The organism is Roseateles sp. P2_H4 (genome assembly GCF_056403315.1).
The window spans coordinates 1-14,731 of sequence record NZ_JBFUFR010000018.1 but is presented as its reverse complement, the minus strand read 5'-3'; the positions used below and the strand labels follow the sequence as shown (position 1 = coordinate 14,731).

At 70.1% G+C, this 14,731-nt stretch carries 10 protein-coding genes; 8 read left to right on the top strand and 2 right to left on the bottom strand.

Features of this window, described 5'->3' with window-relative positions; translation table 11 throughout:
- Positions 1-60: 60 nt before the first annotated feature.
- Both AC1DW3_RS14795 and ettA read right to left on the bottom strand, forming a co-directional pair.
- On the bottom strand, positions 61-552 hold the full coding sequence (locus tag AC1DW3_RS14795) for a Spy/CpxP family protein refolding chaperone (protein WP_477932166.1): 492 nt from the start codon (positions 550-552) through the stop codon (positions 61-63).
- A 140-nt stretch (positions 553-692) separates the two neighbouring features.
- Positions 693-2,357, bottom strand: a complete 1,665-nt coding sequence (ettA, locus tag AC1DW3_RS14790; protein ID WP_477932164.1) for an energy-dependent translational throttle protein EttA — start codon at positions 2,355-2,357, stop codon at positions 693-695.
- Positions 2,358-2,510: 153 nt separating this feature from the next.
- Here ettA and AC1DW3_RS14785 point away from each other — a divergent pair, with 153 nt between their 5' ends.
- The 8 genes from AC1DW3_RS14785 to mnmC2 form a co-directional block, all read left to right on the top strand.
- A complete protein-coding gene (locus AC1DW3_RS14785; RefSeq protein ID WP_477932162.1) occupies positions 2,511-3,101 on the top strand; it encodes a DUF642 domain-containing protein in 591 nt (196 codons plus the stop codon).
- Between the two features lie 63 nt (positions 3,102-3,164).
- Entirely contained in the window at positions 3,165-4,745 is a 1,581-nt protein-coding gene (locus AC1DW3_RS14780) for an ABC transporter substrate-binding protein (protein ID WP_477932160.1), read from the top strand.
- Between the two features lie 166 nt (positions 4,746-4,911).
- Positions 4,912-6,465 (top strand): DEAD/DEAH box helicase, encoded by a 1,554-nt coding sequence (locus AC1DW3_RS14775; RefSeq protein ID WP_477932158.1) that lies wholly within the window; start codon positions 4,912-4,914, stop codon positions 6,463-6,465.
- 73 nt (positions 6,466-6,538) lie between these two features.
- Positions 6,539-10,663: a DEAD/DEAH box helicase gene (locus AC1DW3_RS14770; protein ID WP_477932156.1), complete on the top strand. Its 4,125-nt coding sequence runs from the start codon at positions 6,539-6,541 to the stop codon at positions 10,661-10,663.
- On the top strand, positions 10,664-11,290 hold the full coding sequence (locus tag AC1DW3_RS14765; RefSeq protein ID WP_477932154.1) for a Rossmann-fold NAD(P)-binding domain-containing protein: 627 nt from the start codon (positions 10,664-10,666) through the stop codon (positions 11,288-11,290).
- Entirely contained in the window at positions 11,287-12,657 is a 1,371-nt protein-coding gene (locus AC1DW3_RS14760) for an MBL fold metallo-hydrolase RNA specificity domain-containing protein (protein WP_477932152.1), read from the top strand. Before AC1DW3_RS14765 ends, AC1DW3_RS14760 begins: the two co-directional genes overlap by 4 nt.
- A complete protein-coding gene (locus AC1DW3_RS14755; RefSeq protein ID WP_477932150.1) occupies positions 12,657-13,946 on the top strand; it encodes an MgtC/SapB family protein in 1,290 nt (429 codons plus the stop codon). Before AC1DW3_RS14760 ends, AC1DW3_RS14755 begins: the two co-directional genes overlap by 1 nt.
- The coding region (gene mnmC2 / locus AC1DW3_RS14750) for a tRNA (5-methylaminomethyl-2-thiouridine)(34)-methyltransferase MnmC2 (RefSeq protein ID WP_477932148.1) at positions 13,943-14,731 on the top strand (789 nt) is incomplete at its 3' end. The genes AC1DW3_RS14755 and mnmC2, both read left to right, overlap by 4 nt.

Below are 14,731 nucleotides of genomic sequence, written 5' to 3'. Positions count from 1 at the left end.
CGCGCTTCCGCGCCGGTGGAACGAGGCTCAAGCATCGCAGAACTCCTCGTCTAGGGCCAATCAGCCGGCGTGACGCGAAGCCATGCGGGCCTGGCGCTTCTTCATGACTTCCGCGATCTTGGCACGCTGCTCGGGTGTCAACACGCGGGCGGCGTCGATGCTGGCCTGGCTCAGGCGCTTGGAGGCGGCCTCGTGCTGGGCACTGATCTGCACGCGCACAGCTTCGATGGCGGCGGCGTCGACATTGGTGGCCGTGTAGAGCGTGGCCATCTGCTGGTGCAGCTTCATGCCGGCTTCGCGCTGGCCGGAAAGATCCTGGCGGGCCGCCTTGAAGATGGCTTCGATCTGGCTGCGCTGCGAGTCCGTCGCATTGACCAGGTCGAGCAGATGCTCCATATGGCCGCCGAACAGGCCGCCGGGAGCCATCATGGCGGCGCCGCCGTGGTGGCCGGGACCGTGGCCGGGCTGAGCTTGGGCGGCCACACCGCCAAGGGCCAGCGCCGCAGCCACCGTACCAACGCGCAACAGGTTCTGGATCTGGAAGGACTTCATCAGAGGTCTCCTGGAAGAAGAGTGAGTGAGGTCATCTTCCAGGCGGCCTGTGTGGCATCTTTGGGGGTGGGGTAAAGAACTGTGTCGATAAGCAGGACCGGTTTTGTTTTTAGTGAACCGGTCAGCTTCTCGACAGGGTCTTACTTGATCGGCTTGAAGCGCATGCGCTTCGGGCGCGCGCCTTCCTCGCCCAGGCGCTTCTTCTTGTCGGCTTCGTACTCGTGGAAGTTGCCGTCGTAGAAGAACCACTGCGAGTTGCCTTCGCAGGCCAGGATGTGGGTACAGATGCGGTCCAGGAACCAGCGGTCATGGCTGATGACCATGGCCGAGCCGGCAAACTCCAGCAGCGCTTCTTCAAGCGCGCGCAGGGTTTCGACGTCCAGGTCGTTGGACGGTTCGTCCAGCATCAGCACATTGCCGCCCTGGGCCAGCGTCTTGGCCAGGTGCAGGCGGCCGCGTTCACCGCCGGACAGCGCACCGACGAGCTTCTGCTGGTCGTTGCCCTTGAAGTTGAAGCGGCCCAGATAGGCGCGGCTGGGCATGATGAACTTGCCGACGATGATGTTGTCCAGGCCGCCGGAGACGTCCTGCCACACCGTCTTGTCGGCTTCCATGCTCTCGCGGCTCTGGTCGACAAAGGCCATCTTGGCCGTCTTGCCGATCTTGACGGTGCCACTGTCCGGCTGCTCCACGCCCTGCAGCATGCGGAACAGCGTCGACTTGCCGGCGCCGTTGGGGCCGATGATGCCGACGATGGCGCCGGCCGGCACCTTGAACGACAGATTGTCGATCAGCACACGGTCGCCGAAGCTCTTGCTGACGTTCTCGAACTCGATGACTTCATTGCCCAGGCGCTCGGCCACGGGGATGAAGATTTCGTTCGTCACGTTGCGCTGCTGGTATTCGACGTCCGAGAGTTCCTCGAAGCGGGCCAGACGCGCCTTGCTCTTGGCCTGGCGGCCCTTGGCATTGGAGCGAACCCACTTGAGTTCCTCCTTCATCGCCTTCATGCGCGCGTCTTCGGACTTCTGCTCGGTCTCCAGGCGCTTTTCCTTCTGGTCCAGCCAGTCGGAGTAGTTGCCCTTCCAGGGGATGCCGTGGCCGCGGTCGAGTTCGAGAATCCACTCGGCGGCGTTGTCCAGGAAGTAGCGATCGTGGGTGATGGCCACGACGGTGCCGGGGAAACGCTGCAGGAACTGCTCCAGCCACTCGACCGATTCCGCGTCCAAGTGGTTGGTGGGTTCGTCGAGCAGCAGCATGTCGGGCTTGCTCAGCAGCAGGCGGCACAGCGCCACGCGGCGCTTCTCGCCGCCGGACAGCACGCCGATGACGGCGTCCCACGGCGGCAGGTTCAGCGCGTCGGCGGCCAGTTCCAGCTGCAGGTCGGTGTTCTCGGAGCCGGCGGCGGCGATGACGGCCTCCAGCTCGCCCTGCTCGGCGGCCAGCGCGTCGAAGTCGGCATCCGGCTCGGCATAGGCTGCATAGACCTCGTCCAGGCGCTTCTTGGCGGCCAGCACGCCGCCGATGCCCTCTTCCACGGCCTCGCGCACGGTCTGGTCGGGGTTCAGGCGCGGCTCCTGCTCCAGGTAGCCGATCTTGATGCCGGGCATCGGCACGGCCTCGCCCTCGTACTCCTTGTCGACGCCGGCCATGATCTTCAGGATGGTCGACTTGCCCGAGCCGTTCACACCCAGCACGCCGATCTTGGCGCCCGGGAAGAAGGACAGCGAGATGTCTTTCAGGATGTGGCGCTTGGGGGGAACCGTCTTGTTGACACGGTTCATGGAGAAGACGTACTGGGCCATGGCTCTCAATGCGGAGGTGATGCGCGGCGGGTTGCCGCGAAAGGCGTGATTGTCGCCGCAGCGCGAACCTGACCGTGAGGACTGCACATGACGGGGCCTGCCCCCCGTGCTCGCGGGATGGGGGCGCCGCACGGGATCTGCACAATGCCACCCATGAAAACCCTTGCCGCCCTTGCTTTCGCCCTGCTCTCTGCCGCCACCCAGGCGCAGACGGTATTCAGTGACAGTTTCGAAACCGCCACCCTCGGCCTGAACACCGCGCCCACGGGCTGGACGGTCACCAACCCCGGCGGCACCGTGGACGTCATCGGCGGCGGCCTGTTCGGCAGCCTCTGCGGCGGCAGCGGGCAGTGCGTCGACCTGGACGGCAGCACCGGCCTGGCCGGYGTGCTCAGCCGCAGCTTCAACCTGAACAGCGGCACGACCTACACGCTGAGCTTCGACATCGCGGGCAACCGCCGCGGTGCCGGCACCGAGACCGGCGTCGTCACGCTGGGCAGCGCCTCGCTGAACTACAGCCTGACGGACAGCAGCCCCGCCGCCGCCTACCAGACGATGTCGCTGGCCTTCACGCCGGCGAGCACCGGCCTGTACACCCTGAGCTTCGCCAATGCCGGCGGCGACAACCAGGGCGCCATCCTCGACAACGTGACGCTGACGGCCGCCGTGCCCGAACCCACCAGCGCCGCGCTGCTGCTGCTGGGCCTGGGCGGCGTCGCCCTGGTCAAGCGCCGTCGCGCCTGAACTCGCGCGGCCACCCGGCCGCTGCCCCTAGACTGGCCACCCATCGAAGCCGATGAGGTGGCCATGTCGTTTCTGCGTTCCACGTTGCTGTTCTCGCTGCCGCTGCTGACGGCCCTCGCCGCACCGGCCCAGACCCTGCGCTGGTCCAGCCAGGGCGACATGCAGACCACCGATCCGCATTCGCAGAACGAGGTCATGACCAACAGCCTGAACAACCAGGTCTACGAGTCGCTGACCCGCCGCCAGAAGGACATGAGCGTCATGCCCGCGCTGGCCACCGAGTGGACCCAGGTCACGCCGCTGATCTGGCGCTTCAAGCTGCGCCCCGGCGTCAAGTTCCACGATGGCACGCCCTTCACGGCCGACGACGTCGTCTTCTCGATGCAGCGCCTGCGCGACGACAACGCGCCGCAGCGCGTCTATGCCAACGCCGTCGGCATGCCCAAGGCCATCGATCCGCTGACCGTCGTGTTCACGCTGGACAAGCCCAACCCCATCGTCCCCGAACTGCTGGTCAACCTCTTCATCATGAGCCGCAAGTGGTGCGAGGAGCACCGCGTCACGCGGCCGTTGAACTTCAAGCAGCAGGAAGAGTCCTATGCCAGCCAGAACGCCAACGGCACCGGCCCCTTCATGCTGGTGAGCCGCCAGCCCGGCGTGAAGACGGTCTTCAAGCGCAACCCGAACTGGTGGAACAAGTTCGAAGGCAATCTGCAGGAGTTCATCTATGTGCCCATCGGCAACGATGCGACGCGCACGGCGGCCCTGATCACCGGTGAGATCGATTTCGTCCTCGACCCGCCGCCCCGCGACGTGGCCCGGCTGCGCAGCATGCCCGACCTCAAGGTCGTCGACGGCCAGGAGAACCGCATCGTCTACATCGGCATGGACCAGAGCCGCGACAAGCTGCTCTACGGCCAGGCGCCGGGTGACAAGAACCCGCTGAAGGACCTGCGCGTCAGGAAGGCGCTGTATCACGCCATCGACATCGAGGCCATCAAGACCAAGCTGATGAGCGGCTATTCGGCACCCACCGGCGGCCTGACCTCGTCGCCGCGCGGCGCCTACAACGACCCCAAGCTCGAAACCCGCCTGCCCTATGACGCCGCGCTGGCCAGGAAGCTGCTGGCCGAGGCCGGCTACCCCGACGGCTTCGACATCACCATGGACTGCCCCAACAACCGCTACATCAACGACGAGCGCATCTGCATCGCGCTGGCCAGCATGTGGGCCCAGGTCAAGGTCAGGGTCAAGGTCAACGCCATGCCGCGCACGCTGTATTTCCCCAAGGTCGAAAAGTTCGACACCAGCCTCTTCCTGACCGGCTGGGGCGGCGGCTCGACGGACGCCGACATCATGCTGACCCCGGTGCTGCGCAACCGCGGCGAGCAGGGCGTGGGCGTGGCCAACTATGGCGGCATCGTCAACAACGAGGCCGACGCGCTGGCCGCCGCCTCCACCATCGAGACCGACCCCAAGAAGCGCGAAATCGCCGTCAAGGCCGCCCTGCAGGCCTACCGCGACCAGGTCAACATCATTCCCCTGCACCGCCAGGTCATTCCCTGGGCCATGCGCAAGGAGGTCAGCATCCCGCATTCCCCCAATAACTGGGCCAGTATGGATTGGGTCACGGTCCGTAAATAGTTCACCCGCTAGAATGCAACCCAACGCCGCGCTGACAGTCTTGCGCGGCGTTTCATTTTTCTAGAGCCCCCGCACGCGGCCTGGCTTGCCCGAAGACTGGTGTCGCCTCCCCGGCGGCACGGCGAGCCCCGGTGATTGTTGGCGTGCCCTCCCCCCTTAGGATTCGATGAGTTTCGACACCCTCGGCCTGGCAGCTCCGCTGCTGAAGGCCATTGCAGACGCTGGCTACACCACCCCCACCCCCATCCAGGCCCAGGCGATTCCCGCCGTCTTGAACGGCGGTGACCTGATGGCCGGCGCCCAGACCGGCACCGGCAAGACCGCCGGCTTCACGCTGCCCATGCTGCACCGCCTCGCCACCGGCGAGAAGCTGCTGAACAAGCGCGGCAAGATCGCCATCCGCGCCCTCGTGCTGACGCCCACCCGCGAACTGGCCGCCCAGGTCGAGGAAAGCGTGCAGACCTACGGCAAATACCTGCCGCTGAAGAGCATGGTCATGTTCGGCGGCGTCGGCATGCAGCCGCAGATCAACAAGCTGCGCGACGGCGTCGACATCCTCGTCGCCACGCCCGGCCGCCTGCTCGACCACGCTCAGCAAGGCACGCTGGACCTGTCGCAAGTGCAGATCCTGGTGCTCGACGAAGCCGACCGCATGCTCGACATGGGCTTCGTGCACGACATCAAGAAGGTGCTGGCCCTGCTGCCCGCCAAGAAGCAGTCGCTGCTGTTCAGCGCCACCTTCAGCGACGACATCAAGAACCTTGCTGACCGCCTGCTCAACGCCCCGGCGCTCATCGAGGTCGCCCGCCGCAACCAGACCAATGACGCCATCGCGCAGAAGGTCCACCCGGTCGGCCGCGAGCGCAAGAAGGAACTGCTGGCCCACCTGATCAAGTCGGGTGACTGGCACCAGGTGCTGGTCTTCACGCGCATGAAGCACGGCGCCAACCGCCTGACCGACTACCTGAACGACCAGGGCATCAGCGCCATGGCCATCCACGGCAACAAGAGCCAGGGTGCGCGCACCAAGGCGCTGGCCGACTTCAAGGCCGGTGACCTGACCTGCCTGGTGGCGACCGACATCGCCGCCCGCGGCATCGACATCGACCAGCTGCCCCACGTCGTCAACTTCGAGCTGCCCAACGTGGCCGAAGACTACGTGCACCGCATCGGCCGCACCGGCCGCGCCGGCGCCCAGGGCGAGGCGGTCAGCCTGGTCTGTGTCGACGAGAACGGTTTCCTGAAGGATATCGAGCGCCTCATCAAGCGCGAGATCCCGCGCGAGATCGTGGCCGGCTTCGCGCCTGATCCCAATGAGCGCGCCGAGCCCATCGTGCTGGGCCGCACCGTGCTGAACCCGAACGGCAGCCGGGGCCGCAACCCCAACCCGCCGGCTGGCGCCAATGGACGCGGTGGCCGTGGCGGCGGTGGTGGTCGCCCTGGTGGCGGTGGCGGTGGCGGTGGCGGCGGTGCTGGCCGCGGTGGCGACAGCCGTGGCGGTTCGCGCGACGGCGGTCGCCCGAGCGGCAAGCCGGGTGGCGCACACGCCGGTCATGGCGGCGCCAAGCCGGCCGGCCACACCGGTGTTGGCGGTGCCAAGCCCGCTGCCAAGCCGCATTCGCAGCACGCACCGCGTTCGGCCTCCAGCCAGCCCAGCCGCGGTGACGGCAGCGCGCCGCGCCACAACAACGGCCCGCGCCTGACCCAGCCGAAGCGCTGAGCTTCAACGCGTTGCCTAAGCGGCCCGCCCAGTGCGGGCCGTTTCTCTTTTTGCGCTGATCTAATCCCGCGCCATGCCAGACCGCGCATCCTCCGCCACGCTCAAGGCCGACCTGCAGACCCTGCTGGACGCGCTGCTGCTGCTCGGCAGCCTCGTGCCCGTCACCCATGTCGTGCAGTGGCTGCAGATGACCGGCAAGGAGCGCGCCAACGGCGAGTCCTTCCAACAACTGGACGTGCGCGAAGGCCTGCAGCAGTTGGTGGCGCTAGGCATTGCCCACGCATCGCCGGGTCGCGGCGTCAGCGTCGAGGTGCAAGACCACGCCGCGCGCCTGCAACAGCTGMTGGCGCAGCGCCATGCCGACCGGCTGTGGCGCCAGCGCGTGCACCTGCTCGGCAACGGGCACGGCGACTGGCAGGACCCCGTCGGCTGGATCAGCGTCCGCAGCGAGCAGGAGCTGCACGCGGTGCTGCGGCTGATGCTGTTCTCGGGCATGCCGGCCGACGAGTTCCGCGGCCACCTGGCCGGCCCGCTGCACAAGTTGAACGAGCCGACCCAGGCCGCGCTGGCCCTCGTCCAGCCCTGGCTGCCGCAGGCGCTCGCCCAGGTCGACGCCGGGCTGCGCGACGAACTCTTCACTCACCTGATGGGCACGCTGCCAGCAGGCCACTCGCTGCGCGCCGACATGCTCGGCTGGCTCGGCCAGCAAGCCGCCAAACCCACGCCGGCCATGCGCGGACGCCTGGCCGAGGCCGCGATGCTGGCGCTGGACCTCGAAGGCGCTCAAGGCCACCTCGACGGCCTCACCGGCCCTGCCGTCACCGTGCTGGCCGCCACCTGCGCCTTCGCCGCCGGCCAGTGGCGCGATGCCAGCGCCGGCTTCGAAGCCGCCATCAAGGCGCTTCACACCACCACCCGCAGCCGCCGCGGCGCGCTGCCGCTGGACATCGCCCGTCTCTACCTGCTGAGCCTGCTGGCCCAGGACGACGCCGTGGCCTGGGAGCGGGCCCGCAAATACGCCATCGCCGAATCCGGCAGCCGCTCGCCGGGTGTCTACGACGCCTGGGGCCTGTGGGTGCACGCCATCGGCAGCCGGCTGGGGCACGACCCGCTGCTGGAAGCCGCCTTCGCGCCGCAGGCCGGCGGCGACGCGAGGCCGGTCGACCGCCTCGTGCTGTTGGCCTGGCTGGACAAACCCGCCACCGGCTGGACGACTCGGCAAGCGCAGCAGGTCGCAGACGTTCTCGGCTCCGCCCAGGCGTTGCTGGCCGAAATGCTGGGCGCCGCGCGGCTGCGGCTGGAACTGGGCGGCGCCGAACCCACGCTCATCGCCAACCCCTACGGTCGCCCGCGCGAAGCCTGGCAGGACGCCCTCGCCGCCATCACCGCACTGAGCCAGGACGGCAAGCCCGCCGGCGGCCCCGGCACCCAGCCCGACCTGGCCTGGCAACTGGCGCTGGACGCCGCCGGCCGCGTGCGCACGCTGGAGCCGCTGGAGATGACCGTCAGCGCGCGCGGCGTCGTCAAGTTCAAGGACGTGACGCTGTCCCGCCTGAAGAGCAAGGGCGCGCCACGCAACCGCGACAACCTCGTGCTGCGCCACATCGAGCGCGACGCCTGGGCCGGCGCGCGCGACCTGCGCCTGGACGTGACGCAAGCCCTCGTCGCCCTTGTTGGCCACCCGCACCTGATGTTCGCCGACGCACCCGGCCAATGGGTCGAGCTGAGCGAAGAGCTGCCGGAGCTGGAGGTCAAGCGCGTCGGCCTGGCCGCTGATTCGGCCTTCGAATTCCATATCCACCCGCCGCTGGCGACCACCGAGCCTGCATCCACCGGCGACCGTTTCGGCGCCCAGGCCGAACTGGAGCAGGAGCGCCGCAACACCCAGCGCGTGGAGCGCACCGGCCCGGGCCGGGCGCGGCTGATCCGCATCACGCCCACGCAGCGCCGCGTGGCCGAGCTGGTGGCACAAGGCTGGCGCGTGCCGGCCCACGCGACGGCCGAGCTGGGCGCGGCGCTGCAGGTGCTGGCCGGCCACTTCCAGCTGCACAGCGACGCCGAAGCCGGCCAGCGCGTGAACGGCAGCAGTCGCCTGCGCGCCCGCCTCACACCCGACCGCGACGGCCTGCTGCTGCAGCTGGTGGCCCAGCCCTTCGGCACGTTCGGCCCCGCCGTCACGCCCGGCCAGGGCCGCGAGCGGCTGATGTGCCTGCACGAAGGCCTGAGCCTGACAACCGACCGCGACCTGGCCGCCGAAGCGCAACATCGTCAGGCTGTCATCGACGCCCTGCCCTTCCTCGACCCCGAGCACCCCGCCGACCAGCCCTGGCAGCTGCTCGACCCCGAGCAGGCCCTGGCCGCCCTGGAGCGCCTGCCCTCGTTGGACGCGATCGCTGGCCTGGACTGGCCCAAGGGCAAGCCCGTCACCGTACAGCCGCTGGACTCACCAGCCTTGCAGGTCGACGTCAGCAGCGGCCGAGACTGGTTGGGCCTGACGGGCACCGCCACCATCGACAACAACCGCGTGCTGACACTGCAGCAGCTGCTGGCCCTCGCCCGCGACAGCCGCAGCCGCTTTGTGCGCATGGCCGAGGGCCACTATCTGGCGCTGTCCGAACAGCTGCGCCAACAACTGCGCGACCTGGACTCGCTCGCCGTCGTCAAAAAGGACGCGCTGCAGATCCCTCACGCCGGTGCGGCCTGGCTGGAACAGGGCCTGACCGGCACGCAATTGCGCGGCGACAAGCCGTGGCGCGACCGCATTCAGCGCCTCACCGACGCCAGCGCGCTGCAACCCCGCCCGCCCGCCGCGCTGCGGGCTGAGCTGCGCAGCTACCAAGCCGAGGGCCATGCCTGGATGCGCCGCCTGGCCGCCGCCGGCTTCGGCGCCGTGCTGGCCGACGACATGGGCCTGGGCAAGACCGTGCAGACGCTGGCGCTGCTGATCGACCGCGCCGACGACGGCCCGGCGCTGGTCATCGCGCCCACGTCGGTCTGCGGCAACTGGCTGGCCGAGTGCGCCACGTTCGCGCCGTCGCTGAGGCCCCAAGGCTACGGCGACGTGGCCGACCGCGCCGCGCTGCTGGCCGCGGCCGGCCCGGGTGACGTCATCGTCGCCAGTTACGCGCTGGCGCAGATCGACGCCGAGGCCTTCGCCGCGCGACGCTGGCACACGCTGGTGCTGGACGAAGCCCAGGCGCTGAAGAACGCCGCCACCAAGCGCGCCAGATCGGTGGCCGAGTTCGATGCCGATTTCCGCCTGGCCTTGTCCGGCACGCCGGTGGAGAACCGGCTGGCCGACCTGTGGTCCATCATGAATCTCGTCAACCCCGGGCTGCTGGGCTCGGCGCAGCAGTTCAACGAGCGCTTCGCCGGCCCCATCGAACGCCAGAAGGACGGCGCCGCCCGGGCCCGGCTGCGCCGCATCGTTGCGCCCTTCCTGCTGCGTCGCACGAAAGCGCAGGTGCTGCAGGACCTGCCGCCGCGCACCGAGATCGTCCACCGCGTCGAGCCCAGCGAGCCGGAGCGCCACTTCCTGGAAGCCCTGCGCCGCGACGCCCAGGCTGCAGTTGCAGCGGCAGCGGCCGGCAACGAACGCGCCGCGCCCATGCAGGTGCTGGCCGAGCTGATGCGCCTGCGCCGCGCCGCCTGCGACCCCCGCCTCGTGGCACCCGAGCTGGGCCTGGTGGGCGCCAAGATGGCTGAGTTCGAGCGCATCGTTCGCGAGCTGCTGGACGGCGGCCACAAGGCCCTGGTGTTCAGCCAGTTCACCGACTACCTCGACCTGCTGGGTGAGCGCCTGACGCAGATGGCCGTGCACCACCAGCGCCTGGACGGCAGCACGCCGCAGGCCGAGCGCACCAAGCGTGTCACGGCCTTCCAGCATGGCGAGGGCGAGGTCTTCCTGATCAGCTTGAAGGCCGGCGGGTTCGGTTTGAACCTGACCATGGCCGACTACGTGCTGATCGTCGACCCGTGGTGGAACCCTGCCGCCGAGGACCAGGCCGCAGGCCGCGCCCACCGCATGGGCCAGGCGCGGCCCGTCACCGTCTACAGGCTGGTGACGGCCGGCTCGGTGGAGGAGCGCATCATCGAGCTGCACCGCGACAAGCGTGGCCTGGCCGAAGGCATGCTGGAGGGCCATGAACAGGCCAGCCCGCTGGACGCGGCGGCCCTGGCCGCCCTGCTGGAGGACTGAATGAAAACCATCTGGATTGCCGGTGCCACCGGCCTCGTCGGCCGCGCCCTGCGATCCGAGCTGCCCGACGCCATCGCGCTGGTGCGCAAGCCACAGGCCGGCGCGATGACCGTGGACTACACGCGCCCCGAATCCGTCGCCGCCCTGCCCGCCCCCGACCGCGTCTTCATCGCGCTGGGCACGACGATGGGCCAGGCCGGCTCGCAGGCGGCCTTCCGCGCGGTGGATTTCGACGCCGTCGTCGCCGTCGCGCGCGCCGCTCGCGAGCGCGGGGCCACGCATTGCGGCCTCGTCTCGGCGCTGGGTGCCGATGCACGCTCCGCGGTCTTCTACAACCGCGTCAAGGGCGAAGCCGAGGACGCGCTGATCGCGCTGGGTTTCGAGCGCCTCGTCATCGCCCGGCCCTCTCTGCTGGACGGCCACCGCGAAGCGCTCGACCAGCCGCGCCGCAACGCCGAAGCCTGGACGCTGCGCCTCGTCCGCCCCGTTGCCGGCCTGATCCCCAAGACCTGGCGCCCCATCGCCGCCGACCGCGTCGCCCGCGCGCTGCGGCTTGCGCTGGCGCAAGCCGGCCCGGCCGTGCAGGTGCTGGAATCCGGCACCATGCAAACCCTGGGGGCCCCATGAAGCTGACCTTCCTCGGCGCCGCCGACACCGTCACCGGCTCGCGCCACCTGCTGACGCTGGGCGACCAGCGCCTGTTGCTGGATGCCGGCCTGTTCCAGGGCTACAAGGCGCTGCGCGAGCGCAACTGGGCGGCGCTCGGAGCCCCTGCCGCACAGCTGGACGCCGTGCTGCTGTCCCATGCCCACCTCGACCACTGCGGCTACCTGCCCGCGCTGCGGCGCCAGGGCTTTCACGGCCCGATCTACGCGACCAGCGCCACGCGCGACCTCTGCGACGTGATGCTGCGCGACAGCGCCCACCTGCAGGAGGAGGACGCACGCCGCGCCAACCGGGACGGCAGCAGCCGCCACGACAAGGCGCTGCCGCTGTACAGCGTGCGCGAGGCCGAGGCCACGCTCAAGCAGTTCGCCCCGCTGCCCCGCGACGGCAAGCTCAAGCTGGGCGCCACCGAGGTGCGCTTCACGCCGGCCGGCCATCTGCTCGGCGCCAGCAGCATCCATGTCAGCCACGGCGGCCGCTCCCTGCTGTTCTCGGGCGACATCGGCCGCGTGGGCGACCTGCTGATGCCGGTGCCCCAGGTGCCGGCCGCCGCCGACGTGGTGCTCATCGAGTCCACCTACGGCAATCGCCTGCACCCCGCCCAGGATGCCCAGGCCCGCCTGGCCCAGATCCTGCGCAACACACTCAAGCGCGGTGGCTCGGTGCTGCTGCCCAGCTTTGCCGTCGGCCGCGCCCAGGCCCTGCTGCTGCTGCTGCAGCGCCTGCGCAACGCCGGCGAGCTGCCGCTGGACGTGCCCATCTGGCTGGACAGTCCGATGGCTGAGCTGGCCACCGAGCTGACCATCAAGCACGCGCGGCTGCTGCGCATCTCTGCCAGCGAGGCGCGCAGCCTGACCGACCGCGTGCACTATGTGACCAAGCAGGCCCAGAGCCTCAAGCTCGCCGCCGACCTTGCCGGCCCGCGTGCCCGGCCGGCCGTGGTCATCTCGGCCAGCGGCATGGCCACCGGCGGCCGGGTGCTGAACTACATCGAGACGCTCGCGCCGCAAGCCCGCCACCACATCGCCTTCCCCGGCTTCCAGGCCGGGGGCACGCGCGGCGCGCGCATGGTGGGGGGCGAACGCGAGGTCAAGATCCGCGGCCACTGGGTGCCGGTGAATGCCGAGATCAGCCACCTGGATGGCCTGTCCGGCCATGCCGATGCCGACGGGCTGTTGCAGTGGCTGCGTGCCCTGCCCCGCCGCCCCGAGCAGGTCTATGTCGTCCACGGCGAGCCGGCGGCCGCCGACGCGCTGCGCGGCCGCATCCAGGACGAACTCGGCTGGGCGGTGCGCGTGCCCCAACACGGCGAGACCGTCGACTGGTGATGAGCGGCCTGGGCGAGGCATTTGGCGTCTCTGACGCGCTGATCTTCGGGTTGGCTGCCGCGCTGGGCAGCGGCCTGCTGATCGGGCTGGAGCGCGAGCGCCACAAGCGCCGCGGAGCCCACCGCGAACCCGCCGGTCTGCGCACCTTCACGCTGGCCTCGATGAGCGGCGCGCTCGCCCAGGCCCTGCAACTGCCCGGCCTGGTGGCRGTGGGCGCCCTCGCCATCACGGCACTCGCTGCCATGGCCTTGTTGCGCAGCCGCGACCGCGAACCCGGGCTGACGACGGAGATCGCGCTGCTGGTGACCTATCTGATCGGTGCGCTGTGCGTGACGGCGCCGCTGCTGGGCTCGCCCGCCGCGGTGGTGCTGACAGCCCTGCTGGCCGCACGCACCCGGCTGCACCGCTTCGCCACCCAGGTGCTGCGCGAGGAGGAACTGCACGATGGCCTGCTGCTCGGCGCGTTGGCCCTCGTGGTGCTGCCGCTGATGCCGCAGCAACCCCTGCCCTGGCTGGCCGGCATGAAGATGAATTCCCTGCTCGGACTGATGCTGCTGATGCTCGTGCTGCAGGCGGCCGGCCATGTCGCGCTGCGCCTGGCCGGGCCGCAGACGGGCTTGGCGCTGTCGGGCCTGATGTCGGGCCTGGTGTCCAGCACGGCCACCATCGCTGCCATGGGTGCCCGCGCGCGCAACACGCCGGGCCTGGCGCTGGCCTGCGCGGCGGGGGCGGTGCTGTCCACCTGTGCAACCTGGCTGCAGGCCCAGGCCATGTTGTTCGCGATGGCGCCCGAGGCTGCGCTGGCGGCGCTGCCGGTTTCGCTGCTGGGCATGGCCTTGTGCGGCGGGTTGGGCTGGCTGTTGGCGCGGCGCTCGCGGCGGGCCGAGCCCGCTGGCCAGGCGGCCGGCCCGAGTGACCATCGCGGGCCGCTGCGCCTGCGTGAAGCGCTGATCCTGTCTCTCATCCTCAGCGCCGTGGCCGTGGCAGTGAGCTGGGCGCGCGAGCACTTCGGCAGCACGGGGCTGTACGGTGCCGTCGCGCTCGCCGCCTTCGCGGACGTGCACGCACCCATCGCCTCGCTGGCCGGCCTGCAGGCCGCCGCCAGCATCAGCACCGACCAGGCGCTGCGGGGCCTGCTGCTGGCCTTTGCCTGCAACAGCGGCACGCGCGGCATCACGGCCGTCGCGGCGGGCGGCTGGCGCTTCGCGCGCTTCGTCATCCCGGCCCTGGCCCTGCCGCTGCTGCTCGGCGGCGGCCTCGTGGCCCTGCTGTACGGAACCGGCGCATGACCGCCAACATGGCCATCACGCCCGCCGATGTCGACTTCTCCGACCCCGATGCGCCGGCCTCGCCCGCCTTCGGCGACGTCTATCACTCCCGCGCCGGCGCGCTGGCGCAAGCCCGCCATGTCTTCGTCGCCGGCAGCGGCCTGCCCGGCCGCTGGCAGGGCCGCGAACGCTTTGTCGTGCTGGAGACGGGCTTCGGCCTGGGCAACAACTTCCTGGCGACCTGGGACGCCTGGCGGCAAGACCCGGCACGCTGCGAACGCCTGGTCTTTGTCAGCGTCGAGAAACACCCGCTGCGCCGTGAGGATCTGGCTCGCGCCCACGCGGCCAGCCCGCTGGTGGACCTGGCCAGCCAGCTCATCGCCCGGTGGCCGCCGCTCACGGCCGGCCTGCACGCGCTGAGCTTCGAAGGCGGCCGCGTCGAGCTGCTGCTGGGCCTGGGCGAAGCGCGCGAGCTGCTGCGTGAACTCGTCCTGCAGGCCGATGCCCTCTACCTCGACGGCTTCGCGCCCCTGCGCAACCCGGAGCTCTGGGACGAGTGGCTGCTGAAAAGCCTGTCCCGCCACGCCGTGCCCGGCACGACGGCCGCGACATGGAGCATCAACCGTCCGATGCGCCGGGCGCTGGTATCGCTGGGCTTCGAGGTCGAGCTGGCACCGGGCTTTGCCAACAAGCCGGAGATGACCGTCGCCCGTTTCGCGCCTCGGCACCAGCCGCAGCGACCAGCGGGCCGCGAACCGCTCGCGCCCGGCGCGCGCCGCGCCGTCATCGTCGGTGCCGGCCTCGCG

What these genes read in the sequence shown, in the direction of transcription:
- AC1DW3_RS14795 (WP_477932166.1), bottom strand. Translation starts at nt 552, where the DNA reads ATGAAGTCCTTCCAGATCCAGAACCTGTTGCGCGTTGGTACGGTGGCT.
- AC1DW3_RS14760 (WP_477932152.1), top strand. Translation starts at nt 11,287, where the DNA reads ATGAAGCTGACCTTCCTCGGCGCCGCCGACACCGTCACCGGCTCGCGC.
- AC1DW3_RS14780 (WP_477932160.1), top strand. Translation starts at nt 3,165, where the DNA reads ATGTCGTTTCTGCGTTCCACGTTGCTGTTCTCGCTGCCGCTGCTGACG.
- AC1DW3_RS14775 (WP_477932158.1), top strand. Translation starts at nt 4,912, where the DNA reads ATGAGTTTCGACACCCTCGGCCTGGCAGCTCCGCTGCTGAAGGCCATT.
- ettA (WP_477932164.1), bottom strand. Translation starts at nt 2,357, where the DNA reads ATGGCCCAGTACGTCTTCTCCATGAACCGTGTCAACAAGACGGTTCCC.
- AC1DW3_RS14765 (WP_477932154.1), top strand. Translation starts at nt 10,664, where the DNA reads ATGAAAACCATCTGGATTGCCGGTGCCACCGGCCTCGTCGGCCGCGCC.